Source organism: Streptomyces incanus, from assembly GCF_042656345.1.
Lineage (GTDB): Bacteria > Actinomycetota > Actinomycetes > Streptomycetales > Streptomycetaceae > Streptomyces > Streptomyces incanus.
Genome location: NZ_JBHSPC010000015.1, coordinates 133,662 through 158,057, shown reverse-complemented (window position 1 = coordinate 158,057; position 24,396 = coordinate 133,662). Strand labels below are relative to the sequence as shown.

At 72.9% G+C, this 24,396-nt stretch carries 21 protein-coding genes; 10 read left to right on the top strand and 11 right to left on the bottom strand.

Annotation, left to right across the window (positions count from 1 at the left end):
- Positions 1 to 73: 73 nt before the first annotated feature.
- The 9 genes from ACFP2V_RS06565 to ACFP2V_RS06525 form a co-directional block, all read right to left on the bottom strand.
- Positions 74 to 1,282: an acyl-CoA dehydrogenase family protein gene (locus ACFP2V_RS06565; protein ID WP_381206810.1), complete on the bottom strand. Its 1,209-nt coding sequence runs from the start codon at positions 1,280 to 1,282 to the stop codon at positions 74 to 76.
- Between the two features lie 263 nt (positions 1,283 to 1,545).
- Positions 1,546 to 3,453, bottom strand: coding sequence for an acetyl/propionyl/methylcrotonyl-CoA carboxylase subunit alpha (locus ACFP2V_RS06560; RefSeq protein ID WP_381207537.1), 1,908 nt, complete (start codon positions 3,451 to 3,453; stop codon positions 1,546 to 1,548).
- 10 nt (positions 3,454 to 3,463) lie between these two features.
- Entirely contained in the window at positions 3,464 to 5,062 is a 1,599-nt protein-coding gene (locus ACFP2V_RS06555; protein ID WP_381206807.1) for an acyl-CoA carboxylase subunit beta, read from the bottom strand.
- Positions 5,059 to 6,747, bottom strand: coding sequence for an acyclic terpene utilization AtuA family protein (locus tag ACFP2V_RS06550; RefSeq protein WP_381206805.1), 1,689 nt, complete (start codon positions 6,745 to 6,747; stop codon positions 5,059 to 5,061). The genes ACFP2V_RS06555 and ACFP2V_RS06550 overlap by 4 nt, the downstream gene beginning before the upstream one ends.
- On the bottom strand, positions 6,744 to 7,559 hold the full coding sequence (locus ACFP2V_RS06545) for a TIGR03084 family metal-binding protein (protein ID WP_381206802.1): 816 nt from the start codon (positions 7,557 to 7,559) through the stop codon (positions 6,744 to 6,746). The genes ACFP2V_RS06550 and ACFP2V_RS06545 overlap by 4 nt, the downstream gene beginning before the upstream one ends.
- Positions 7,560 to 7,772: 213 nt before the next feature.
- Positions 7,773 to 8,042: a hypothetical protein gene (locus tag ACFP2V_RS06540; RefSeq protein WP_381206799.1), complete on the bottom strand. Its 270-nt coding sequence runs from the start codon at positions 8,040 to 8,042 to the stop codon at positions 7,773 to 7,775.
- Positions 8,030 to 8,392: a DUF6247 family protein gene (locus ACFP2V_RS06535; RefSeq protein WP_381206796.1), complete on the bottom strand. Its 363-nt coding sequence runs from the start codon at positions 8,390 to 8,392 to the stop codon at positions 8,030 to 8,032. The genes ACFP2V_RS06540 and ACFP2V_RS06535 overlap by 13 nt, the downstream gene beginning before the upstream one ends.
- Before the next feature lie 122 nt (positions 8,393 to 8,514).
- Positions 8,515 to 9,477, bottom strand: a complete 963-nt coding sequence (locus ACFP2V_RS06530) for an EamA family transporter (RefSeq protein WP_381206793.1) — start codon at positions 9,475 to 9,477, stop codon at positions 8,515 to 8,517.
- 150 nt (positions 9,478 to 9,627) lie between these two features.
- Positions 9,628 to 10,551, bottom strand: a complete 924-nt coding sequence (locus ACFP2V_RS06525) for a LysR family transcriptional regulator (protein ID WP_381206790.1) — start codon at positions 10,549 to 10,551, stop codon at positions 9,628 to 9,630.
- 102 nt (positions 10,552 to 10,653) lie between these two features.
- On the opposite strand from ACFP2V_RS06525, the gene ACFP2V_RS06520 reads away from it, so the two are divergent.
- A complete protein-coding gene (locus tag ACFP2V_RS06520) occupies positions 10,654 to 11,667 on the top strand; it encodes an NADP-dependent oxidoreductase (protein WP_381206788.1) in 1,014 nt (337 codons plus the stop codon).
- Here the strand turns inward: ACFP2V_RS06520 and ACFP2V_RS06515 are convergent.
- Positions 11,636 to 11,899 carry a wHTH domain-containing protein gene (locus ACFP2V_RS06515; protein WP_461089560.1) on the bottom strand — a complete coding sequence of 88 codons (264 nt, stop codon included), beginning with the start codon at positions 11,897 to 11,899 and terminating at the stop codon, positions 11,636 to 11,638. The two genes, ACFP2V_RS06520 and ACFP2V_RS06515, sit on opposite strands and share 32 nt — an antisense overlap.
- Before the next feature lie 498 nt (positions 11,900 to 12,397).
- On the opposite strand from ACFP2V_RS06515, the gene ACFP2V_RS06510 reads away from it, so the two are divergent.
- The 3 genes from ACFP2V_RS06510 to ACFP2V_RS06500 all read left to right on the top strand — a co-directional run bounded on the left by ACFP2V_RS06510 (position 12,398) and on the right by ACFP2V_RS06500 (position 14,457).
- Entirely contained in the window at positions 12,398 to 12,850 is a 453-nt protein-coding gene (locus tag ACFP2V_RS06510; RefSeq protein ID WP_381206782.1) for an NUDIX hydrolase, read from the top strand.
- Positions 12,851 to 13,681: 831 nt separating this feature from the next.
- The gene (locus ACFP2V_RS06505; protein ID WP_326753348.1) at positions 13,682 to 13,930 is read left to right on the top strand and encodes a helix-turn-helix transcriptional regulator; all 249 of its coding nucleotides are present in this window, start codon (positions 13,682 to 13,684) and stop codon (positions 13,928 to 13,930) included.
- Positions 13,927 to 14,457 (top strand): hypothetical protein, encoded by a 531-nt coding sequence (locus ACFP2V_RS06500; protein ID WP_381206778.1) that lies wholly within the window; start codon positions 13,927 to 13,929, stop codon positions 14,455 to 14,457. Before ACFP2V_RS06505 ends, ACFP2V_RS06500 begins: the two co-directional genes overlap by 4 nt.
- Positions 14,458 to 14,702: 245 nt before the next feature.
- Here ACFP2V_RS06500 and ACFP2V_RS06495 read toward each other — a convergent pair whose 3' ends face one another.
- Positions 14,703 to 17,600, bottom strand: coding sequence for an FAD-binding and (Fe-S)-binding domain-containing protein (locus ACFP2V_RS06495; protein WP_381206776.1), 2,898 nt, complete (start codon positions 17,598 to 17,600; stop codon positions 14,703 to 14,705).
- A gap of 604 nt (positions 17,601 to 18,204) precedes the next feature.
- Here ACFP2V_RS06495 and ACFP2V_RS06490 point away from each other — a divergent pair.
- From ACFP2V_RS06490 to ACFP2V_RS06465, 6 genes are read left to right on the top strand one after another with little or no spacing between them, the layout of a single operon-like run.
- The gene (locus ACFP2V_RS06490) at positions 18,205 to 20,514 is read left to right on the top strand and encodes an ATP-binding protein (protein WP_381206773.1); all 2,310 of its coding nucleotides are present in this window, start codon (positions 18,205 to 18,207) and stop codon (positions 20,512 to 20,514) included.
- A complete protein-coding gene (locus tag ACFP2V_RS06485) occupies positions 20,511 to 20,918 on the top strand; it encodes a roadblock/LC7 domain-containing protein (RefSeq protein ID WP_381206770.1) in 408 nt (135 codons plus the stop codon). The genes ACFP2V_RS06490 and ACFP2V_RS06485 overlap by 4 nt, the downstream gene beginning before the upstream one ends.
- Positions 20,915 to 21,262 (top strand): DUF742 domain-containing protein, encoded by a 348-nt coding sequence (locus tag ACFP2V_RS06480; protein ID WP_381206767.1) that lies wholly within the window; start codon positions 20,915 to 20,917, stop codon positions 21,260 to 21,262. Before ACFP2V_RS06485 ends, ACFP2V_RS06480 begins: the two co-directional genes overlap by 4 nt.
- The gene (locus tag ACFP2V_RS06475) at positions 21,243 to 21,860 is read left to right on the top strand and encodes a GTP-binding protein (RefSeq protein WP_381206764.1); all 618 of its coding nucleotides are present in this window, start codon (positions 21,243 to 21,245) and stop codon (positions 21,858 to 21,860) included. The genes ACFP2V_RS06480 and ACFP2V_RS06475 overlap by 20 nt, the downstream gene beginning before the upstream one ends.
- On the top strand, positions 21,857 to 23,092 hold the full coding sequence (locus ACFP2V_RS06470; protein ID WP_381206761.1) for a cytochrome P450: 1,236 nt from the start codon (positions 21,857 to 21,859) through the stop codon (positions 23,090 to 23,092). The genes ACFP2V_RS06475 and ACFP2V_RS06470 overlap by 4 nt, the downstream gene beginning before the upstream one ends.
- Positions 23,089 to 24,342, top strand: a complete 1,254-nt coding sequence (locus ACFP2V_RS06465; protein ID WP_381206758.1) for a cytochrome P450 family protein — start codon at positions 23,089 to 23,091, stop codon at positions 24,340 to 24,342. Before ACFP2V_RS06470 ends, ACFP2V_RS06465 begins: the two co-directional genes overlap by 4 nt.
- Positions 24,343 to 24,396: the final 54 nt, after the last annotated feature.

Here is a 24,396-nt window from a genome sequence, read left to right as displayed (position 1 = left end):
CGGTTTCGGCACTGCTCGGCGCTGCTCGGCGCTGCCGGCCCCGCCGGCCCTGCTCGGTGAAGGCCCCTGTCGCTCAGTACGACTTGGGCAGGCCCAGGGTCTGGTGGGAGACGTAGTTCAGGATCATCTCCCGGCTCACCGGGGCGATCCGGGACACCCGAGCGGCGGTCACCAGCGAGGCGAGGCCGAACTCGCGCGTGAGGCCGTTCCCGCCGAGGGTGTGCACGGCCTGGTCGACGGCCTTCACACAGGCCTCGGCGGCGGCGTACTTGGCCATGTTGGCGGCCTCGCCCGCGCCCACGTCGTCGCCGGCGTCGTAGAGATGGGCGGCCTTCTGCATCATCAGGCGGGCCAGTTCGAGCTCGATGTGCGCCTGCGCGAGAGGGTGCGCGATGGCCTGGTGCGCGCCGATGGGTGCCTTCCACACCGTGCGTTCCCGCGCGTACTCGACGGCCTTGGCCAGGGCGTAGCGGCCCATGCCGATCCCGAAGGCGGCCGTCATGATCCGCTCGGGGTTGAGTCCGGCGAACAGCTGGAGCAGGCCCGCGTCCTCTCCCCCGCTGCCGAAAGCATGGGAGGTGCTCCCACCCACGAGGGCATCGGCGGGCAGTCGTACGTCGTCGAGGACCAGCTCGAACTGCTTCTCGGCGGCGCTGAGTTCCATGTCGATCCGCCGCCGCTGGAAGCCCTCGGTGTCGCGCGGGACGATGAACAGGCAAGGCTTGAGGCGGCCGGTGCGGCCCTCTTCGGCGGACACGGTCTCGGTGCGGCCGACGATGAGGGTGGCGTCGGCGATGTCGACGCAGGAGACGAACACCTTGCGGCCGGTGAGCAGCCAGTCCCCGGTGTCGGGGTCGCGGCGCGCGGTGGTCGTGATGCGGTGCGAGTTGGAACCGGCGTCGGGTTCGGTGATGCCGAACGCCATGGTGCGGGTGCCGTCGGCGAGGCCCGGCAGCCATTTCCGCTTCTGCTCCTCGGTGCCGAAACGGGCGATGACGGTGCCGCAGATGGCGGGCGAGACGACGAGCAGCAGGAGCGGACAGCCGGCGGCGCCCAGCTCCTCCAGGACGATGGACAGCTCGGCGATGCCGCCACCGCCACCGCCGTACTCCTCCGGCAGGTTGACCCCGAGATAGCCGAGTTTTCCGGCGTCCGCCCAGAGTTCACTGGCGGGCAGGCCCTCGTCGACGGTCCGGGTGAAGTAGGCGCGGCCGTAGCGGTTGCCGAGGGCGGAGACGGCCGCGCGCAGGGCCTTGTGCTCTTCGGATTCGATAACGGGCATGAGCGCTCCTGGGGGAAGGGCTTCGCGTCAGGTGGAAGCTGTGCCCGCAGCGGGATCTCGGGTGAAGCTCCACCCGCTGCGGAGTCTCGGACGGAGGTCGTACCCGCAGCGGGATCTCGGACGAAGCTCCACCCACTACGGGATCTCGGACGAAGGCCACACCCACAGCGGGATCTCGGACGAAGCTCCACCCACTACGGGATCTCGGACGAAGGCCACACCCGCAGCGGAATCTCGGACGAAGCTCCACCCGCTGCGGAGTCTCAGGCGGAGGGTGGGTCCCCGGCGGAGGGCCGGGCGGGGTCCACGACGGCCAGGAGGGCGTCGACCTCCACCTGCTGCCCCTCGGTCGCGTGCAGGGCGGTCAGTGTTCCGGTGACCGGGGCGGAGATCCTGTGCTGCATCTTCATCGCCTCCAGCCAGAGCAGGGGCTCTCCGGCCTGTACGGAGGCGCCCGCGGCCAGTCCTTCCGCGATCCGTACGACCGTGCCCGGCATCGGGGCCAGCAGGGAGCCCGGCGCGAGCTGGGCGGTGGGGTCGGGGAAGCGGGGCAGGGCGGTGAGGGCGGTGCCGTTGACCCACACCCGGTCGCCGTGCCGGGCGACCTCGAACCGGCGCCGGACGCCGTCCACGTCGAGGACGACGAGCCCGGCCCCGGCGTGCACCACCTGGACCCCGCCGGCCCCGCCGGCCCCACCGGCCGTGTCGGCGGCGAGCCCGTCCCGTGTGTGCCGGTAGCGCGCCTCGTGCTCCTCGCCGGCCATGGCGTACCGCTTGACCTGCGGCTGCGAGGGCAGGTTGCGCCAGCCGCCGAACCGGGAGCGTCCGTGGGCGTCGGCGAGGGCGGCGGCGAGCGGGGCGTACGGGTCGGGGGCCGGCTCGGTCAGCCCGGTCAGGTGGCGGTCGTAGAAGCCGGTGTCCATGCGGCCTTCCGCGAACTCCGGGTGCCGCAGGGAGCGGACGAGCAGGTCCCGGTTGGTGACGGGACCGTGGAGCGTCGCCCGCTCCAGGGCGGACGCCAGTTTCCGGACCGCCTCCGCGCGGGTGGGCGCGTGGGCGACGACCTTGGCGATCATCGGGTCGTAGTGGACGCCGATGTCGTCGCCGTCGGCGAACCCGGTGTCCAGGCGGACCCCGTCGGGGACGGCGAGGCGGTGCAGACGGCCGGTCTGCGGCGCCCAGTCGTGGGCGGGGTCCTCCGCGTACAGGCGGGCCTCCACGGCGTGTCCGCGCGCGGAGGGCGGGGCGCCGTCGAGCCGGTGGCCCTCGGCGACGCGGATCTGTTCGGCGACCAGGTCGAGGCCGAACACGGCCTCCGTGACCGGGTGTTCCACCTGCAGCCGGGTGTTCATCTCCAGGAAGTGCGCCCGGCCCCCGGCGACGAGGAACTCGACGGTTCCGGCGCCGGTGTAGCCGACCGCGCGGGCGGCGCGCACGGCGAGCGCGTGGAGCTCGGCGGTGAGTTCCCCGGTCAGTCCGGGGGCCGGGGACTCCTCGATGACCTTCTGGTGGCGGCGCTGGAGGGAGCAGTCCCGGGTGCCGAGCGCCCACACCGTGCCGTGCGTGTCGGCCAGGACCTGCACCTCGACATGGCGTCCGCCCGCGTCGCCTCCGAGGTAGGGCTCGACGAACACCTCGCCGTCGCCGAAGGCGCTCGCGGCCTCCGCCCGCGCGGCGGCCAGTTCGGCGTCCAGGTCGGCGAGCTTGCGCACGACGCGCATCCCGCGCCCGCCGCCGCCCGCGGCCGCCTTCACCAGCACCGGCAGGTCGGCCTCGGTGACCTCGCGCAGGGGTGCGATGCCCATGAGTTCCTTGGCGCGTGTCTTGGACGCCATCGCCTCGATCGCCTCCGGGGGCGGCCCGATCCACACCAGGCCGGCGTCCTGGACGGCGCGCGCGAAGTCGGCGTTCTCGGAGAGGAAGCCGTAGCCGGGGTGCACGGCGTCCGCGCCGGCCGCGAGCGCGGCCTTCACGACGAGGTCGCCGCGCAGGTACGTGTCGGCGGGCGCCGCCCCCGGGAGGCGTACGGACGCGTCCGCCACGCGCGCGTGGAGCGCGTTCCCGTCGGCGTCCGAGTGCACGGCCACCGTCCGGATGCCCAGGTCGCCGCAGGTGCGTGCGATCCGGCAGGCGATCTCGCCCCGATTGGCGACGAGGACAGTACTGATCACCATGATCCCCTCACATCCGGAAGACGCCGAAGCCACCGCGCACGCCCTCGTAGGGCGCCGTGTGGACGGCCGACAGGCACAGGCCGAGGACGGTGCGGGTGTCGCGCGGGTCGATGACGCCGTCGTCGTACAGCCGCCCGGACAGGAACATGGGCAGCGACTCGGACTCGATCTGCTGCTCGACCAGGGCGCGCAGCGCCGCGTCCGCCTCGTCGTCGTAGGGCCGGCCCTTCGCCGCCGCCGACTGCCGGGCGACGATGGACAGCACCCCGGCGAGCTGCTGCGGGCCCATGACGGCGGACTTGGCGCCGGGCCAGGCGAACAGGAACCGCGGGTCGTACGCCCGCCCGCACATGCCGTAGTGCCCGGCGCCGTACGAGGCGCCCATGAGGACCGACAGATGGGGGACCTTCGAGTTGCCGACCGCGTTGATCATCATCGCGCCGTGCTTGATGATGCCGCCCTGTTCGTACTCCTTGCCGACCATGTAGCCGGTGGTGTTGTGCAGGAAGAGCAGCGGGATGTCGCGCTGGTTGGCGAGCTGGACGAACTGGGCGGCCTTCTGCGACTCCTCGCTGAACAGCACCCCTTGGGCGTTCGCGAGGATGCCGACCGGATAGCCGTGCAGGGCGGCCCAGCCGGTGGTCAGGCTGGTCCCGTAGAGCGGTTTGAACTCGTCGAAGTCGGAGCCGTCGACGATCCGGGCGATCACCTCGCGCGGGTCGAAGGGGATCCTCAGGTCGCCGGGGACGATGCCCAGGAGCTCGTCCCGGTCGTAGGCGGGCGGCTCGGCCGGCCCCGGGTCGGGGTACGCCTTGCGGTGGTTGAGGCGGGCCACGATCCGCCGGGCCTGGCGCAGGGCGTCCGGTTCGTCGACGGCGAAGTGGTCGGCGAGGCCGGACGTGCGCGCGTGCATGTCGGCGCCGCCGAGGGACTCGTCGTCGCTCTCCTCCCCGGTGGCCATCCTCACCAGCGGCGGACCGCCGAGGAACACCTTCGCCCGCTCCTTGACCATGATCACGTGGTCGGACATGCCGGGGATGTACGCGCCGCCCGCGGTGGAGTTGCCGAAGACCACGGCGACGGTCGGGATGCCGGCCGCCGACAGCCGGGTCAGGTCCCGGAAGATCGCCCCGCCGGGGATGAAGATCTCCTTCTGCGAGGGCAGGTCGGCGCCGCCGGACTCCACCAGGCTGATCACGGGCAGCCGGTTGGCGAGCGCGATGTCGTTGGCGCGCAGGGCCTTCTTCAGGCTCCAGGGGTTGCTGGCGCCGCCGCGCACGGTCGGGTCGTTGGCGGTGATCAGACACTCGACGCCCTCGACGACACCGATGCCGGTGACCAGGGAGGCGCCGGTCGTGTACTCGCTGCCCCAGGCGGCCAGCGGGGACAGCTCCAGGAAGGGGGTGTCGGGGTCGAGGAGCAGCTCGATGCGTTCGCGGGCGAGCAGCTTGCCGCGTCCCCGGTGCCGCTCGACGTACTTCTCGCCGCCGCCCGCGAGGGCCTTGGCGTGTTCGGTGTCGAGTGCGGCGAGCTTGCCGAGCATGGCCTCGCGGTGGGCCCGGTAGTCGGGGCCCGCCGTGTCCAGGGCGGATGCGAGGACGGTCACAGGAGGGCCTCCGGGATGTCCAGGTGGCGGGAGCGCAGCCATTCGCCGAGCGCTTTGGCCTGCGGGTCGAAACGGGCCTGCGCGGCGACGCCCTCGCCGAGGATGCCCTCGACGACGAAGTTCAGGGCGCGCAGGCGGGGCAGTACGTGCCGGGTGACGGGCAGGTCGGCGGCCTCGGGGATCAGCTCGCGCAACCGCTCGACGGTCAGCTCGTGCGCGAGCCACCGCCAGGCGTCGTCGCCCCGCGCCCACACCCCGACGTTGGCGTTCCCGCCCTTGTCCCCGCTGCGGGCACCGGCGATCAGGCCGAGGGGGGCGCGTCGGGCCGGGCCGGGTGCCAGGGGCTCGGGCGGCTCCGGCTCCGGCACGTCCGCGAGGACGGCGGTGTCGTGGGGCGGGCCCACCGGGATGCGGCGGCCGTCGTGGAGGACGGCCACATGGTCGACGGCCCCATGGGGGACATACACATCCTCGAAGACCCCGTAGGGGGCGCCCTTCCCCGGTGGCGCCAGCACATGGAATCCGGGGTAACTGGCCAGCGCCAGCTCGATGGCGGCCCCGCTCACCGCCCGTCCGACCGCCTCCTGCCCCGGGTCCCGCACGACGAGCCGCAGCAGCGCGCTCGCGGTCTCCTCCGTGTCCGCGTCGGGCCGGTCGGTGCGGACGAGTTCCCAGCGCGTCTCGGCGGGCGGCGACTTGGCGAGCGCGCCGGCCATCTGCTCCTTCACGAGGTCCGCCTTGGCCTCGACGTCGAGGCCGGTGAGGACGAACACGACCTCGTTGCGGAATCCACCGAGCCGGCTCCGTCCGATTTTGAGCGTGGGCGGCGGCGCCTCTCCGCGCACCCCGTCGATCCGTACCCGGTCGGGCCCGTCCCGGGTGAGCCGTACGGTGTCGAGCCGGGCGGTGACGTCCGGCCCGGCGTACCGGGCGCCGCCGGTCTCGTAGAGCAGCTGTGCGGTGACGGTGCCGACGTCGACGAAGCCGCCGGTGCCGGGGTGCTTGGTGATGACGCTGCTGCCGTCCTCGCGCAGCTCGGCGAGCGGGAAGCCGGGCCGCAGGAGGTCGCCGGGGGGCCGCTCGCCGAAGAAGGCGTAGTTGCCACCGGTGGCCTGGGTCCCGCACTCCAGCACGTGCCCGGCGACGACGGCCCCCGCGAGCCGGTCGTGATCGGCCGGCGCCCACCCGAAGTGCGCGGCGGCCGGGCCGGTGACCAGGGCGGCGTCGGTGACCCGCCCGGTCACGACGACGTCGGCGCCCTCGCGCAGGCAGGCCGCGATGCCGAAGCCGCCGAGGTAGGCGTGCGCGGCGAGGCTGCCCGGATGCCGGGCGGTGAGGTCGTCGCCCTCGACGTGCGCGACCCGCACCGGGATGCCGAGTCGCCCGGCCAGCTCCCGTACGGCACCGGCGAGCCCCGCCGGGTTGAGTCCGCCGGCGTTGGCGACGATCTTCACCCCCCGCTCGTGGGCGAGGCCGAGGCACTCCTCCAGTTGCCGCAGGAAGGTGCGGGCGTACCCGGCGGAGGGGTCCCCCAGCCGGTCGCGGGCGAGGATGAGCATGGTCAGCTCGGCGAGGTAGTCGCCGGTGAGGACGTCGAGCTCACCGCCGGCGAGCATCTCGCGCAGGGCGTCGAAGCGGTCCCCGTAGAAGCCGGAGGCGTTGCCGATGCGCAGGTCCGCCGTCACGGGGTGTTCCCCTCGCCCTCCGTGCTCTCTTCCTTCGGGGGGCGTCCGCCCCCGGGCGGCCCGGCGAAGGCCTGGGCGATGTCGAGCCAGCGGTCGGCATCGGGCCCCTCGGCGGTGAGGGCGAGATCGGCGCGGTGGGCGCGCTGGGTGACCAGGAGGCAGAAGTCGAGCGCGGGCCCGCTGACGCGCTGCGGGGCATCCACGGGACCGTAACCCCACAGCTCACCCCCCGGCGCGACGAGTTCGACGCGGAAGGGGTCGGCGGGCGGAGTCAGCCCGTTCGCTCCGTAGGCGAAGTCCCGGGTCCTCACCCCGAGCCAGGCCACATGCCTCAGCCGGTCGGTGGGTGGCCGCACCACACCGATCGTGTCCGCGAGGTCGAGCCCGTGGGCCCAGGTCTCCATGAGCCGGGCCGTCGCCATGGAGGCCGCCGACATGGGCGGCCCGTACCAGGGGAAGCGCGTGCCGGGGGGCGCGGAGCGCAGCCCCTTCTCCAGCGCCGCCCGCCCCTCGCGCCACCGCGCGAGCAGGTCGGCGGGCGCGAGCCGCGCGTACTCCTCGGCGCCCTCGTCGACGAAGGTGTGCGGGGCGGCGAACGCCTGCTCGACCAGCTTCTGGAACCCGTCCGCGTCGGTGACGGCGAGCAGTGCCGAACGGTCGGTCCAGGCGAGGTGGGCGATCTGGTGGGCGACGCTCCACCCGGCGGCGGGCGTCGCAAGCCCCCACGCCTCGGGCCCGAGCCCGGCCACGAGCCGGTCGACCTCCTCGCTCTCCTCACGCAGATCGTCGATCACGGACATCGGATCGGGCACGGTGCGCTCCCCTCGGGGCACGGGCACGGCAGTGTGCGGCGCGAATTCCTGGAGCATGGCAGCGGCGCCAGAAACAAGCAAGCATGCTTGCATGAATTTATCCGCCGCCCATGCCCGGCAAGGCCGCCGTGTCGTCCGGGCCCCGATCGGACACCGGGAGTTCGACGCCACCGGCCGCGCACAGCCGCCGGCTGGGCTTCTTCCGCCCAGCCGTCAGGGAAGCGGATCGGGCGCGACCTGCCAGACGGTGACGCGTTCCGAGCGTGGCGTGACCATGTAGACGAAGAAACCTCCGGCGACGAACGCGTGCTTCGCCCCTTCGTCGGTCCCCTCGTACGCGGGGCCGTGGAGGTGAAGCGCTTCCGCAGCCCTGACGAGTTCGTCGGCCGTCTTCGCCACCTCGTCGAGGAATGCCGCCGGAGCTCCCGACGCCACGGTCTCCTCGTCGGGTATGTACTCCCAGCCCCAGGTCACTCCGGGCACACCGTTTTGGCGGCCTCGCGGTAGAGGGAACTCGCCGTGATCAGGTGTCCACGTGCCTCGTCCGCCGTGGTCGCGATCCTGGCCAGGTACTCGGCGCGGCGGTATTCCTTCGCGGTGGCCGGATGGCGCTCTATTTCGATCAGGGCAGCCCAGTGGCTGAGGTAGGCGTGGACCGGCTTGAGCGACCCGTGCTCCACCGCCTCGGCGAGTGCTTGGTCCTTCGCCTGGTCGTAGGCCGCCAGGAGATCGGGCGCGACGACCGCGCAGGCGGCCCGAAGGGCGCCCGGCGTCCGCTCGGGACGGGGAATCAGCGGTCGGTCACCGACGGTCTCGGTGTGCTGCACGCTCATGCTGCTGTTCCCTTCGTGTCCTCGGCGGACGGACCAGTCCCCCGTCGGGGGCGACTGACTGCTGGTTCGAGACCACGAAAGGGACTCTAGTACCGCCTCGCCCCACCCCGTCGCCGTAACCGTCAGGACTCGCCCCCCGGCACCTTCACGCGCTCCCGCCCCACCTGCGTCCGTACCGCCCCCATGCTCGCCGCGATGACCAGGGCGATGGCGGCGGACTCGGTGAGGGTGAGGGTCTGGCTGAGGATGAGGAAGCCGGCGGCTGCGGCGATGGCCGGTTCCAGGCTCATCAGGATGGCGAAGGTGGAGGCGGGCAGCCGGCGCAGGGCGATGAGTTCCAGGGTGTACGGGAGGACGGAGGAGAGCACCGCGACCGCCGCGCCCAGGGCGAGGGTCGTCGGCTCGACGAGCTTCGCACCGGACTCGGCGATGCCCAGCGGCAGGAACAGCAGCGCCGCCACCGCCATGGCGAGGGCGAGCCCGTCGGCCTGTGGGAAGCGGCGGCCCGTTCGCGCGCTGAAGATGATGTAGGCCGCCCACATGACTCCCGCTCCCAGGGCGAAGACGACACCCAGGGGATCGAGGCTGCCGAAGCCGCCGCCACCGAGCAGGAAGACACCGGCGAGGGCGAGTCCGGCCCAGACGAAGTTGATCGCGCGCCGGGAGGCCAGGACGGAGAGGGCGAGCGGGCCGAGGACCTCCAGGGTGACCGCTGTACCAAGGGGGATGCGGGCGACGGACTGGTAGAAGAGGCCGTTCATCCCGGCCATCGCGATCCCGAAGACGATCACCGTGGTCCAGTCGGCGCGCGAGTGCCCGCGCAGCCGGGGCCGACACACCACCAACAGCACGATCGCGGCCACCAGCAGCCGCAGCGTCACGACCCCGAGCGCACCGGCCCGCGGCATCAGCGTCACCGCGAGGGCGCCGCCGAACTGCACGGAGATCCCCCCGGCGAGCACCAGGCCCACCGGTCCCAGGGAGCCGCGCCCGCGCGGGGCGCCCGGCGCCTCCGGCGCATGTCCGGGAGCCGCCCCGGGTACGGCGGCCGAGGTGGACGGGCTGGCAGCACTGGACGTCGTCACGGCGCCTTCCTCAAGCTGGGTGCAGGGAGCGGAGGGCCCCTTGGCAACGGTGCATCATGGTGGACTTTCCGCTCCAGGGTATGACCTCGGTCAGCACCGTGACGCTTCTACGTACCTGACGATGAGTCCCTCGCCCCGCCCGGGTCAACTTCATCCGTCATGCGGACCGAGCACCTCCGGGGCATCCGTCGTTCTCCGGTTCCGCAACTCCCTCACCAAGGCGCGCACGACGGCGGACCCGGCCAGTTCGGTGGTGGTGACATAGCCGACCCGGCGGGTCGGACGCCCGGGTCCGAGATCGGTGATCTCGACCGAGTCCGGCGCTCCGACCAAGGAGAGCGCGGGCATGATCGCCATTCCGTGGCCTCCGCCCACCAAGGAGAGCACCGCTCCGTCGTCCTCGGCCTCGACGGTCGCCATCGGGATCCAGTCCTGCGCGGCCCACCAGTCGCGGGTGTACGAGCCGCAGTTCTCGGCCCAGTCGACCAGCGGCAGCGAGCGCGGGTCGGCGTGGCCCGCCGCGTGCACCAGGGCATACGGCTCCTCCAGGAGTCCGCCGGCGACCAGCCCCGGGGGAAGCGGCACGGAGCCGCCCAGCGTGGCGATGCCCATGTCGGCTTTCCCGTCGGCCACTTCGCCCGCGGTACCGCGCCCCACCTCGCGTACGATCCGCACCCGTGGCTCGATCCCGGGATGCCGGGCGCGCAGCCGCTGCAGGACGGGCGGCAGCAGGTGGAGAGCCGCGCTGCGGAAGGCCGCGATCCGCAGCGGCCCCTCCGCCGGGCCGGGCCGCGCCGCGCCGCGCGCCTCGGCGGTCAGGACGTCCAGCAGACGGAGCACGCGGCGGGCGTACGCGACGGCCTTCTCTCCCGCGGGGGTGGGGCGGGCGCCGGTGCGGCCTCGTTCGAAGAGGACAGCACCGATCTTGCGCTCGCTGCCGCGCACCGAGTGGGAGACCGCGGACTGGGTCAGACCGAGTGCGCCGGCCGCGGCAGAGAAGCCGCCGGCGTCCGCGACCGCCACCACGACGCGCAGCTCGTGCGGGGCGAGATCGGAGTCGGCCGTACGGGCCACAGGACGCTCACCTCGACGTATGAGAACTGTTCATGGAACGGCGTGTCACATGAGCCCGACGGGGTGCCCCGAAGGCGCGTTCCCACCCTACGGTTCCGGACCATGAACGAGACCGCGCTCACCGTGCGCCAGACCGCCCGCCCCCACGGTTTTCCCACCGCCGGGCACTTCACCTTCGTCGAGTCCACACTCCCCGGCCCCGTGCCGGGCAGCGCGCTCGTGGAGAACCTCTACTGGTCCGTCGACCCCTACCACCGCGAGATGATGGACGACGTGCCCGGCGGCTTCGCACTCGGCGCACCGCTGGAGGGCCGCACCATCGGGCGGGTCGTCGCCTCGCGCACGCCGCGGCTGACCGAGGGCGAGATCGTGCTCCACCGGCAGGGCTGGCGCACACACGCGGTAGTGACGCCCGAGGAAGTCCGGCGACTGCCCCGCTTCGAGGGAGTGCCCCTGACCGCGTACTTGAGCGTCCTCGGCGGCACCGGCCTGACCGCCTATGTGGGGCTGACCCGGATCGCCCGGCTCCAGAAGGGCGAGGACCTGTTCGTGTCGGCCGCGGCGGGCGGGGTCGGCACGGCGACCGGGCGGTTCGCCCGGCTACTCGGCGCCGGACGGCTCGTGGGCAGCGCGGGCTCGGCGGCGAAGGCCGGCCACCTCACGCGGGAGGTGGGCTACGACGCCGCCTTCGACTACCACGACGGCCCCGCCGCCGCCCTGCTCGCCGAGGCCGCGCCGGACGGCGTCGACGTGTTCGTCGACAACGTCGGCGGCGAGCAACTGGCCGCGGCGGTGGGAGCGCTGCGCGAGTTCGGGCGCATCGTCCGCATCGGCACGATCAGCCAGTACAACACCCCCGACGCGCCGCCCCCGCGCTTCGACTACGCGGACCTCGTGGAGAAGAGCCTGCGCATGGAGGGCTTCCTGGTCAGCAATTACCGTGACGTACAGGAGGAGTTGTACGAGTTCGCGGTGCCGCATCTGCAGAGCGGCCGGCTCGCCCCCGACGAGACGGTGGTCGACGGGTTCGAGCACATCGTGGACGCGTTCCTGGGAATGCTGCGCGGCGAGAACACCGGCAAGATCATCGTGCGGGGATCGAGTGAGCAGCCCTGACCGCGCGCCCCCTGGGCCCGAGGAGAACGGCCGCCTCGCGGTCCACGAAACCGGCCAGGGGGCCCTCGGACAGCCGGTGGTACCCGAGCCTGCCGAGCCGTGCGGCGACCTCGTCGGGATTACGGTCCTGGGCCCGGGCGAAGCGCAGGATGCGCTGGAGCGGCACGGGCTTGTCCGGGCCCGGCGAGGAACAGCGCTTCCAGACCGACCAACCGGGAGCTCGACCCGACAGGCGTGTCGACCGTGTCGGCGGGCCGGCCGTCGGATCCGTACCCCGCGGAGCCGATGACGAGCGCGCGCACCTCCTCCAGCGGCACGGTCTCGGTGAAACGGTTCCGGTAGTCGTCCGAAGCCTCGTCCCCGGTGTACGGGCCGCACTGCAGGCGCCACGCCACGGAAGCGGGATCGGCCGGCGGGGGGGGGCGGGCGAAGGACACCTGCGGGAAGGCCAGGACGGGAAGCCCGTGGAACTGGTTCAAGTGGTCTATCGAACTTGGACGTTGAGGCAGGTCGGTCAGAAACTCCACAGCGGTTCCCCGGGTGTCGGCGGCTGAGGCGTGCACAGTTCCAGCAGCGGTCCGTGACACCGGACGGAGAGGTTCCGGCAAAGGAGTCCTGGCAGAGGCGTCGGAGGTGTCGGAGGTGTCGGAGGGCGGGGGGCGGGCACCGGGACGGGTACCGTCCCCACCGGTGAAGCCCTTGTCCGCCCCACTCCTACCCCCGAGGCCCCGTGCGACGACTTCTTGCCCGTCTCTGGCGACTTCTGCGCCCCGTCCAGAGCCGCGTCATGTGGTTCCTGAACGCCAAGTTCGTGGTCGGTGTGACCGGCGTCGTGCGCGACGACGAGGGGCGGGTCCTGCTGCTCCGGCACCGGATGTGGCCACCGGACCGTCAGTGGGGCCTGCCGAGCGGCTTCGCGCACAAGGGTGAGGACTTCCGGCGGACCGTGGTGCGCGAGGTCAGGGAGGAGACCGGCCTCGACGTGGAGGCGGGCCGCCTCGTGATGTTGAACAGCGGTTTCCGCACCCGCCTGGAAGTGGCCTACGAGGCCCGCCTGCTGGGCGGCGAGCTGCGCCTCGACCCCTTCGAGATCCTGGAGGCCCGCTGGTGCCGCCCGGACGACCTCCCCGAGGGCATCCAGCCGGTGTGCGGGCCGCTGGTACGGGGCGAGACCGTGCCGTGACGACCGTCGGCAGACCGGCACCGGCGGACCGCCACCCCGCCGACGGTTCTCCGGTCTCCCGACAGGGCTGGGGAAGCACTGCCAGTGAGACATTAGGAGGCCCTCACCGACGTCCTGCGGGTGGCGGAGAGCCGGGGACGGAGACCGGGGCACTCGCATTGACCACGACCACGCCCCCGAAGCCCGCCGGGAGCGGCGGGGGCGCTGCCAGCGGGGCCCGCCAGAATGACGACGTGTCATACAGCACGGACACCTGAGCCGACCTGCGCGCGGGCCGCTCCGGCCGCGTCTGGTCCGCCCGGATCCCCTGACGTCGGACGGCACCCGGCGGGTGACCCGGAGCCGCGGACGAGACCACGGCGTCCGCTCGGCCCGCGCCCACCGCCTAAGAGCCCCGAACAACACGCGGGTCTACGCCCCGGTAGTGCCGGCCTCGGCGCCTGCTCGGTGCGACGTCGCCGCAGGTCAGCCACTTCTCGTACAGGTCGCAGGCGCAGAACCGAAATCGGCGTGTTATCGATCTGCACGCCCTAAGGGCCGCACGCAAGGGTGAGGACGCTGCCGGCGGGACCGACTCCCTCCGAGCCCGGCCTCCTTCCCGACAGGGAGAGGGGCCGGCCTACAGGGAGAGGGGCCGGAGCCGGGCGGATCCCCTCCCCCGCACTCGCCTGCCTCCGCCGTGGGGAGCACGGACGAAATGTCCCACCCCACCCGCCGAAGCCGCTCATCCGAGCCCATCGAGGACATGAGGGCGGCGGCTGCTCACGGTTTCTCAGCCCCGGAGCGTTGTCGGTGTTGCAGCACTCACCCACGATGTAGTAGTTCTTATACATGAGCGAGCAGGTACACAATAGATTGGCCGTGGTTCGTGCCGAACGGAAGGTGTCACGGCAGGGCCTGGCCGAAGCGGTGGGAGCGCATTACCAGACCATCGGCTATATCGAGCGCGGGCAGTACAACCCGAGCCTCGACCTGGCATTGAAGATCGCGCGGTTCTTCGAGCTGCCGGTGGAGGCCCTGTTCTCGCTCGAGCCGTTTCAGCCGCTCACGGATGAGATCTACGGAAGGAAGACTTCATGACCACCACACCGCTGACGCGCTACGACCGCGGCATGCTGCGGCTCATGAACGACCGCCGGGGCCGGCCGCTGTACGCCACGGCCGCCCGCCGGCGCCTGGTCGTCGCCGCACACCTGCTGCTGACCGCGGCCACCGGCGGGCTCATGGCCTACTCCTACCTTGCGGAGGGGGAACCGATCTGGTCCCTCATCGTCATGGTGGTGCTGCTGCTGCCGTGGGCGGTCGCGACAGGGGCGATCAACGCGGCCACCCGTGGCCTGCTCGAACTGCGCGAACGAGCACTGGACGAACGCCAGTCCGCCGAACGCGCCCGGGTGCAGGCCCGTGCCCACCGGGCGATGACCCTCCTCCTTGCCGCCACCGCGGTCGTCCTGCTGATCGCGGGTGCGGCCGACGGCAACGCCCCCACGGCATACGCGGCACCGGTACTCATCACGGTCCTCGTGGTGCACTGGCTGATGCCGTTGTGGGTGGCCGGCCTGATGGCTCAGGACGAGCCGGCCGAGGACGACAGCCTCGCGGCCTGACGCGTTGGCCGCGCCCGGCCGACAACTGATCGCTGGAAGCGTCAGGGAGCGGCCGGGCCGGCTCGGGCACTCGGCCCCGGGGGCGCGAACGCGGTGACGCAACCGGGCGGCGTCCTGACCGGGGGGTGTGCCGGACTGACGGCGCCCCTGCCCGGCGCCCCGCGAGTGGCGGAGAGCCGGGGCGGAGGCTGCGGGGCTCGTCCGAGCGCGTCACGGACATGAGGGCGGCGGCTGCTCACGGTTTCTCAGCCCAGGGCCTGAGCCAGCACCTCCGCCAGGTGCCTGCCCCGCACCCCCGCCAGTTGTTCCAACTGCGTCCGGCAGGAGAAGCCGTCGGCCAGGACCACCGCGTTCTCGGGCGCCTCCCTCACCGCCGGCAGGAGCTGCTCCTCCGCACAGGCCGCCGACACCTCGTAGTGGCCCCTCTCGAAGCCGAAGTTTCCGGCCAGTCCGCAGCAGCCGCCGGACAGTTCACCGGTGAGGCCGGCGGCCTCGCGCAGGCGGCGGTCGGACCCCTCGCCCAGGACCGCGTGCTGGTGGCAGTGGGTCTGGCCGGTGGCCGGGCGGTTCAGGGCGGGCGGGGTCCAGTGGGGCGCGTACTGCTCCAGGGTCTCCGCGAAGGTGCGGACCCGCGCGGCGAGTCGTGCCGCGCGGGGATCGTCGTGCAGCAGCTCCGGCGCGTCCGTGCGCAGGGCCGCCGCGCAGCTCGGTTCGAGGACGACGACCGGGACGTCGGTGGCCAGGACCGGTTCCATCAGGTCGAGGGTGCGGCGCAGCACCGCGCGGGCGCGGTCGAGCTGGCCCGTCGAGAGGTACGTGAGGCCGCAGCAGACCCGGCCCCGGCGAGCCGTCAGCAGCCGTGCCGCCGACCGTGAACGACCGTCCCCCACCGGGCGCCCGGCCAGTCGCAGCGTCGGCGGCAGGGCCACCCGCAGGCCCGCCGCCTCCAGGACCCGTACGGCCGCCTGCCCCACGGAGGGCGAGAGGTGCTCGGTGAAGGTGTCCGGCCACAGGACCACCAGGTCACCGGCGCCGGAACCGGCACCGGCACCGTCACCGTCACCGGAGGGCACGACGGTCCTCCGTCCCTGCCACCACCGCGTGAACGTCCTCCCCGCCACCCGCGGGATCTCCCGCTCCCCCGCGATCCCGCCCAGCCTCTTCGCCACCCGGGCGAGCGGACCCACCGAGGCCAGGGCGTTGACCACCCCCGCCGACCTCGTCCGCGCCACCCAGCCCAGCCACACCGGCAGCCACCCCATCGCGTAGTGCGCGGCGGGGCGGCGGCGGCCGGCGTAGTGGTGGTGGAGGAACTCCGCCTTGTAGGTGGCCATGTCGACCCCGACCGGGCAGTCCGAACGGCAGCCCTTGCAGGACAGGCACAGGTCCAGGGCGTCCCGTACCTCCGTGGAGCGCCAGCCGTCGGTCACCAGCTCGCCGGCGAGCATCTCGTGCAGGAGCCGGGCGCGCCCGCGCGTGGAGTGCTCCTCCTCGCCCGTCGCCCGGAAGGAGGGGCACATCACCGCCGGCCCCGACACCGACGTCGTACGGCACTTGGCGACGCCCACGCAACGGCGGACGGCCGCCGAGAAGTCGCCGCCGTCGGACGGGTAGCCGAAGGCCACGTCCACCGGCTCCCTCGGCAGGACGGAGAAGCGGAGGTTCGCGTCCAGGGGCGCGGGGCGCACCAGCATCCCCGGGTTGAGCAGGTCGTCCGGGTCCCAGACGCCCTTCACCCGCTCGAAGAGGGCCACCATGTCCGGGCCGTACATGCGCGGCAGCAGTTCGGCGCGCGCCTGCCCGTCGCCGTGTTCGCCGGAGAGCGACCCGCCGTGCGCCACGACCAGGCCGGCCAGTTCCTCGGAGAAGCGGCGGAAGCGGGCGACGCCCGGACCGGTCAGCAGGTCGAAGTCGATCCGGACGTGGATGCAGCCGTCCCCGAAGTGCCCGTACGGGGCGCCGCGCAGTCCGTGCTCGGCCAGCAGGCCCCGGAAGTCCCGCAGGTACGCGCCGAGCCGGGCGGGCGGTACCGCGCAGTCCTCCCAGCCGGGCCAGGCCTCGGTGCCGTCCGGCATCCGGGTCGCCGTGCCGCTCGCGTCCTCCCGGATCCGCCACAGCGTCCGCTGCCGGGCCGGGTCGGTGACCACCAGGGCGTCCACGACGTCCGCCGCGCGGACGATCGTCTCCGCACGCGCGCGTGCTTCCCCTTCCGTCTCCCCGCCGGTCTCCACGAACAGCCAGGCTCCCCCGCGCGGGAGGTCCGCGGCGGACGGCACCAGGTCGGCCGCCATCCCCTCCACGGTCAGCGGCCCGTACTCCAGCAGTCCGGCCGCCGCCTCGGCGGCCCCGGTCTCGTCGGCGTAGGCCAGCACGGCGAGCGCCCGCGCGCGGGGCGCCTCGACGAGCCGGACCACCGCCTCCGTCAGCACGCCCAGCGTGCCCTCCGAGCCGCAGAAGGAGCGGGCGACGTCGGCGCCCTTCTCGGGCAGCAGGGCGTCCAGGGCGTATCCGGAGATACGGCGGGGCAGCTCGGGGAAGCCGGTGCGCAGGCGGGCGAGTTCGCCCTCGGCCAGCTCCCGCAGTCCCGCCGGGGCCCCGGCCCATGCCCGCCCCAGCAGCAGCCGCTCGCCGCGCGGGGTGACGACCGACAGGTGCCGCACGCTGTCCGCCGTGGTGCCCCAGGCGACGGAGTGGGAGCCGCAGGAGTTGTTGCCGATCATGCCGCCGAGGGTGCAGCGGCTGTGGGTGGAGGGGTCGGGGCCGAAGCGCAGTCCGTGCGGGGCGGCGGCTTCCTGGAGCCGGTCGAGCACGAGACCGGGCTGCACGACGGCCGTACGGGTCTGAGGGTCGAGGGAGAGCAGGCGGTTCATGTGCCGGGTGAAGTCGAGCACCACACCGGTGCCGGTGGCCTGCCCCGCGATCGACGTGCCTCCCCCGCGCGGCACCACGGGGACGCCGTACGTCCGGCAGACCGACAGCGCTGCCACCACGTCGTCGGCGTCCTGGGGAGCCACCACGCCGAGCGGCACTCGGCGGTAGTTGGAGGCGTCCATGGTCGTCAGCGCCCGCGCGGTGGTGCCGAAGTCCACCTCGCCGCGCACGGCCGCGCGCAGCCCTGCCCGCAGTTCCCGCAGATCCGTCATGCTTTCAGGATGCCTCGGGGACGGGCGGCGCACCGACGAGGGCACACCTCCCCGCACGGCACCCGCGGCGAGGAGGACCGCCACGGGACCGGCTGGAACCACCACACGCCCCACCGCGGAACCGCCACACCCACCGCGGGACCACCGCGCGCCCACCGCGCGCCCACCGCAGGACGGCCGCGCGCCCGCCCTGGGACCGCTGCACACCCCACCGTAGGACTGCCACACCCACCGCAGGACCACCGCAGGACCGGCTGGAACCACCGCACGCCCCACCGTGGAACCACCGCACGCCCCACCGTGGAACCGCCACACCCACCGCGGGACCGGCTGGAACCGCCACACGTCCACCGCGCGCCCGCTCTGGGACCGCCGTGGGATCCGTTCCCCTCCGGGTTGGCCCGCATCCCGAAAAACGGAACTGGAATCTTCCCAAGCTGATCACAAACTCTCATATAGTGAGCGCGAGTTGCGCGCAGTTGTCGGACCTCGTTCCAAAGGCGACCCCGGAACCGGGTCCGGCGACCCCATCGAACCGCCCGAGCGCCGCATGGACGACGACCCCCAGGCGGACCCGACCGAGGACCGACCGAGGACCTGATTGATGACCTCCCCCCTGCTCCCCGGCGACCGCCCCGCCCCCCGCAGCCTGTTGCCCGTCTCCCTGCTCACCGCGGTGCTCGCCGTGGTCGCGGTCGTCGCCGCGGTGCTGCTGGGGCCGGAACCCGCACGCGGCGCCGTCGGGGCGACCGGGACGGTGGCGGCCCTGTTGCTGTGTGCGGCCGTCACCTGGGCCGCCCACGCCGTCCTGTCCGCGCGAGCGCTCCGCGGGCGGCTGGAGACGGCCAACGTGGACGTCGACCGGCTGATCCAGGAACGCACCCGGCAGGCGGAGGAGGCCCGCCGCCAGCACGAGCGGCTGACCGGCGAACTCACCCGGGAACGGGCCCGCCTGTCGGCCGAGCTGGACCAGGAGCGGGCCCACCTCGCTCAGTCCCTGGCGGCGGAACGCGATCGCCTCGGCGAACAACACCTCATCACCACCGAACGGTTGACACAGGGGCACACCGTCGAGCGGGCGCGGCTCACCGACGAGCACACCGCCGAGCGGGCGCGGCTCACCGAGCAGCACACCGCCGAGATCGCCCGCCTCACGGACGGCCACGCGGCCTCGCTCGCCCGGCTCACCGACGAGCACACCGCCGCGCTCTCCCGGCTCACCGACGAGCACGCCGCGGAACTGCGCCGACGCGACGAGGAACACGCCGCCCACACCGCCGCGTTGGTCCAGGAGCACACCGACGAGTGCGACCGGCTCGGTCAGGAACGCGACCGGCTGAGCGAGGAGCGGGCCCGGCTGGCCGGGGACCGGGACCGGCACATCGACGAGAACGCCCGGCTGGCCGTCCGGCTGCGCGAGGCCAACAGCGCCCGCGCCGCGGCGCTTTCCGCGACCGCCAACGTCGCCGGCCGGATGCAGGCCCTGTCCACCGGCATGCTCGCGGACCTGCGCGCGATGGAGGACAAGCATCACGACGAGGAGGTCCTCGCGGATCTCCTCCACCTCGACCACCGCACCGCACAGGCGGGCAGGCTCGCCGACTCCGTCGCCGTCCTCACCGGCGCCCGTTCGGGCCGTCGTTGGGCCCGGCCGATCGGCATGGAGTCGATCCTGCGCGGCGCCATGGGCCGGATCAGCGGCTATCAGCGCGTCCGCGTCCACTCCGCGAGCGACATCGCCGTCGCCGGGCACGCCGCCGAGGGCGTGATGCACACGGTCGCCGAACTCCTCGACAACGCGGCCAACTTCTCGCCGCCGACCGCCGAAGTGCACGTCTACGTCGAGGAAGTGCCGGCCGGGGTCATCGTGTCCGTCGAGGACAGTGGCCTTGTCATGGGCGAGGCCCAGCTGCGGCGCGCCGAGCGGACGGTCTCCGGCGAGAGCACCGGGCTCGGGGGCCTCACCGGCACACGGCTCGGACTCGCCGTGGTGGGCCGGCTGGCCCGACGGTACGGACTCCGGGTCTCGTACCGTCCCTCGGCCCGCGGCGGCACGGGCGTACTCATGCTCATCCCGCAGGACCTCCTCGTACCGCCGGACGCTCCCGGGACGCCGTCCGCCGTCGCCACCGCACCGGCCCTCTCCTCGTCCGTCCCGGCCGCACCGATGGCTCCCCCCGCGGCTCCGGCACGGTCCGCGCCGTCCGCTTCGGCCGCGCCGTCCGGAGAGACCGCGTCGTCCGGGAAGACGGTCGGGCAGACGTCCGGGAAGACCCCGGTGACGGCACCGGACGAGTCGTCGGGCCCGACCCTGCCCCGCCGTCGCGGCAACCGCCCGGCCGACGCACCGGCCGACGCACCGGCGGCCCACCCGGCCGAGAGCGCAGCCGAGAGCACGACCGGCAGCACAGCCCCGGAGCCGAGCCACGGCATCCCGTCCGGTGCGATCCCGGCACCACGGAACCCGGCCCCGAGGACCACGAGCCACTCGTACGCGTCGTCCCGCGCCGGATCCGACGATCTCGACCCCGGCCCGGTACCCACGCACGATTCCGCCGGCCGGGGCACGGACACGCCCTCGCCGAACCTCCCCCGCCGCCGCCGCGGCCGGACCCTGGCCGAGGCCGAGCGCACCCACGGCACAAGCCGTGCCGACGCCCCGCCCAAGGCTCCGCCCACCGCCGAGGAGACGAAGGCCCGTACGGCCCGCTTCAGCAGCTTCCGCCAGGCCGTACGCGCCACCGCGACGGAACCGGCCACAGACCCCGCAACAGACCCCGCAACAGACACGGCCACCGACACGACCTCAGACGCGGCCGCAGGCACCGCAGGCACCCCGAACGGGGACGCCGAAGCGATCACCTCCCCCTCCACCCCCACCCCCGCAACACCGGAAGGCGACACCACCTCATGACCGGCACGACGACCGCCGACGAGAAGCTCACCTGGCTGATAGAGGGCCTGCTGGAGCGCACCCCGGGCGCGCGGCACGCGCTCGTGCTGTCCAGGGACGGCCTGAAACTGTGCCGCACCCCCGAACTCTCCGCCGACCAGGCCGATCAGCTCGCCGCGATCGCCGCGGGCATCCAGTCGCTGTCGCACGGCGCGTCCGTGGAGTTCGGCGACGGCAGCGGAGGCGTCCGCTCGGCGATGACCGAGTTCTACGGCGGCGTGCTGTTCATCGTGGAGGCCGGCCAGGGCGCGCACCTGGCCGTCGTCACCAGCGAGGACGCCGACGCCGGACTCATCGGGCACAACATGAGCGAACTCGTGGAGCAGCTCGGCGAGCACCTGACCGCGCCGCCGCGCCTCTCATGAGCAGGCCCGGCAGGGACGACGCACCCGACCGCCTCTACACCGTCACCGGTGGACGCAGCCGGTCCGGCTCCGACAACCCCTTCGACCTGGTCACCCTGGTCGTCGCCGAATGCGATCCGGTGCCCGGCATGCAGTCCGAGCACGCCGCGATCCTGCGGCTGACCGAACGACCCACGGCGGTCGTGGAGATCGCGGCCGAGCTGAAGCTGCCGGTGAGCATCACCCGCATCCTGCTCTCCGACCTCCAGGCGTCGGGACGCGTCAGCGCCCGTCACCCCCGCAAGGCCGCCGTACCCGACCCCGACATCCTGGAGCAGGTGCTCGTTGGACTCCGCAACCTCTGACACGCGTACACCGTTGGGCGTGTCGGCCGACAACGGCCTCAAGATCGTGGTCGTGGGCGGCTTCGGCGCCGGCAAGACGACGATGGTCCGCTCGGTGAGCGAGATACGTCCCCTCAACACCGAGGAGACGATGACCCAGGCCGGCGAGGCCGTCGACGACCTCAGCAAGGTGCGCGGCAAGACCTCGACGACCGTGGCCTTCGACTTCGGCCGCATCTCGCTCGACGAGCACAATGTGCTGTACCTGTTCGGGGCGCCCGGCCAGGAGCGCTTCTGGTTCCTGTGGGACCGGCTGTTCTCCGGCACCCTGGGCGCGGTCGTCCTGGTCGACACCCGGCGCATCGACGACTCCTGGTATGCCATCGACCGGCTGGAGAAGCACGGCACGCCGTTCATCGTGGCCTGCAACGACTTCGGCGGCCACACCTTCGCGCCGGAACAGATCCGCGAGGCCCTCGACCTCGACCCGCACGTACCGCTGGTCACCTGTGACGCGCGTTCCCGGGAGTCCAGCAAGCTGGTGCTGATCACGCTGGTGGAGCACATCCAGACCCTCTACGCCGACCAGGCCCGAGCCTCCCGTCAGGAGCTGGTGTGAGCCCTGCTTCCGCTCCCCACCCCGTCCACTTCAGCGGCCCCCTGCTCCAGGACGACCCGGCAGGGGTGTACCGGGAGCTGCGGCGCGACCACGGCAGCGTGGTCCCGGTGCTGCTGGACGGCGACGTACCGGCCTGGCTGGTGCTCGGCTACCGCGAACTGCACCAGATCACCGGGGACCCGGTGCTGTTCAGCCGCGACTCCGACCTGTGGAACCAGTGGGAGAACATCCCCGACGACTGGCCGCTGCTGCCGATGATCGGCCGCAAGCAGCCGTCGATCCTCTACACCGTCGGCGAGCGGCACCGCGAGCGGGCCGGGATGCTGGTCAACGCGCTGGAGGCGGTGGACCCGTTCGAACTGCGCGGCTACGCCGAGAAGTTCGCCGACGAACTGATCGACGGCATCTGCCCCCAGGGCGCGGCCGACATCATCAACGAGTTCGCGACGCTGCTGCCCGTACGCGTGCTGGCCCGGCTCTACGGCTTCTCCGACGAGCAGGGGCCTGCGCTCGTCACCGCCCTCAACGACATGATCGACGGGCGGGAGCGGGCGCTGGCCGGCCAGACCCACCTGTTCACGTCGATGACCGAACTGGTCACCGCGCGCAGGAAGGCGCCCGCCGACGACGTGGCGTCACGGATGCTCGCCGACACCTCCGGGTTCACCGACGAGGAGATCGTCCAGGACCTGATGGTGATGATGGCGGCCGGACACCAGCCGACCGCCGACTGGATCGGCAACTCCCTGCACCTGATGCTGACCGACACGCGGTTCGCCGCTTCCCTGTTCGGCGGCCGCAACAGCGTCGCCGAGGCGATGAACGAGGTGCTGTGGGAGGACACTCCCACCCAGAACGTGGCCGGCCGCTGGGCCTCCCGCGACACCCAGCTCGGCGGGCGCCGCGTCCGCGCCGGAGACATGCTGCTCCTCGGCCTCCAGGGCGCCAACTCCGATCCGCAGGTGCGGACCGACAGTTCGGCCCTGACCGGCGGCAACAGCGCGCACTTCTCCTTCGGCCACGGGGAGCACCGCTGCCCGTTCCCGGCGCAGGAGATCGCCGAGGTGATCGCACGAACCGGTATCGAGGTCGTCCTGGACCGCCTGCCGGACATCGACCTGGCGGTGCCGGCCCCGGCCCTGGCCCGCCGCCCGTCGCCGTGGCTGCGCGGAATGTCTGAACTTCCGGTCACTTTCACACCCACTCCCGCCCTTGGAGGCTCCCTCACATGACGGCTGGTACGGACACAGGGATACCCGCGCCCGGCACCGAGGGGAACCCGATCCCCCTGGACCCGTTCGTCTCCGACCTGGACGCGGAGAGCGCGGCGCTGCGCGCCGCGGGCCCACTCGCACGCGTGGTCCTGCCGGGCGATGTGCCGGTGTGGGCGGTCACGCACCACGCCGAGGCCAAGAAGCTGCTCACCGACCCCCGCGTGGTGAAGGACATCAACGTCTGGGGCGCCTGGCAGCGCGGCGAGATCGCCCCCGACTGGGCACTGATCGGACTGGCCAACCCGGGCCGCTCCATGCTGACCGTGGACGGCGCCGACCACCGCCGCCTGCGCACCCTGGTCGCCCAGGCGCTCACCGTGCGCCGGGTGGAGCGGATGCGTGAGCGCATCACGGAGCTGACCGAGGGCCTGCTGGACCAGGTGGCCGAGGCGCAGGGCGAAACGGTCGACCTGAAGGCCCTGTTCGCCTACCCGCTGCCGATGTACGTGGTCGCCGACCTGATGGGGCTCGCGGAGGAGCGGCTGCCGCGACTGAAGGAGCTGTTCGAGAAGTTCTTCTCGACGCAGACCCCGCCCGAGGAGGTCATCGCCACGCTGACCGAGCTGGCGCAGATCATGGCCGAGACGGTCGCGCGCAAGCGGGAGAACCCCGGCGACGACCTGACGTCCGCGCTGATCCAGGCGTCCGAGGACGGCGACCGGCTCACCGACCAGGAGATCGTCTCCACCCTCCAGTTGATGATCGCGGCCGGTCACGAGACGACGATCTCGCTCATCGTCAACGCGGTGGTCGGCCTCTCCCTCCACCCCGAGCAGCGGGCGCTGGTGCTGTCCGGCGAGGTGGACTGGTCGGCGGTGGTCGAGGAGACGCTGCGGTACTCCACGCCCACCTCCCACGTGCTGATCCGGTTCGCCGCCGAGGACGTACCGGTCGGCGACACCGTCCTTGCGGCCGGGGAGGCGCTGATCGTGTCGTACGCCGCGATCGGCCGGGACGAGCAGGCACACGGCCCGAGCGCCGGCGTCTTCGACATCACCCGCGAGAGCGCCAACCGGCACATCTCCTTCGGCCACGGCCCGCACGTGTGCCCCGGCGCGGCCCTGTCCCGCCTGGAGGCGGGCGTGGCCCTGCCGGCCCTGTACGCGCGCTTCCCGAAGCTGGACCTGGCGGTCCCGGCGGAGGAACTGCGCAACAAGCCGGTGGTCACGCAGAACGACCTGTACGAGCTGCCGGTGACACTGGGCTGACACGCCCCACGGCCACCCCGTGGTCGCCCCTGACCGCCCCGGGACCGAACGGGC

Excerpts from the sequence above, each read along its gene's own strand:
- ACFP2V_RS06565 (WP_381206810.1), bottom strand. The coding sequence starts at position 1,282 with ATGCCCGTTATCGAATCCGAAGAGCACAAGGCCCTGCGCGCGGCCGTC.
- ACFP2V_RS06535 (WP_381206796.1), bottom strand. The coding sequence starts at position 8,392 with ATGAGCGTGCAGCACACCGAGACCGTCGGTGACCGACCGCTGATTCCC.
- ACFP2V_RS06520 (WP_381206788.1), top strand. The coding sequence starts at position 10,654 with ATGAACGAGACCGCGCTCACCGTGCGCCAGACCGCCCGCCCCCACGGT.
- ACFP2V_RS06505 (WP_326753348.1), top strand. The coding sequence starts at position 13,682 with ATGAGCGAGCAGGTACACAATAGATTGGCCGTGGTTCGTGCCGAACGG.
- ACFP2V_RS06500 (WP_381206778.1), top strand. The coding sequence starts at position 13,927 with ATGACCACCACACCGCTGACGCGCTACGACCGCGGCATGCTGCGGCTC.
- ACFP2V_RS06495 (WP_381206776.1), bottom strand. The coding sequence starts at position 17,600 with ATGACGGATCTGCGGGAACTGCGGGCAGGGCTGCGCGCGGCCGTGCGC.
- ACFP2V_RS06490 (WP_381206773.1), top strand. The coding sequence starts at position 18,205 with ATGACCTCCCCCCTGCTCCCCGGCGACCGCCCCGCCCCCCGCAGCCTG.
- ACFP2V_RS06485 (WP_381206770.1), top strand. The coding sequence starts at position 20,511 with ATGACCGGCACGACGACCGCCGACGAGAAGCTCACCTGGCTGATAGAG.
- ACFP2V_RS06480 (WP_381206767.1), top strand. The coding sequence starts at position 20,915 with ATGAGCAGGCCCGGCAGGGACGACGCACCCGACCGCCTCTACACCGTC.
- ACFP2V_RS06465 (WP_381206758.1), top strand. The coding sequence starts at position 23,089 with ATGACGGCTGGTACGGACACAGGGATACCCGCGCCCGGCACCGAGGGG.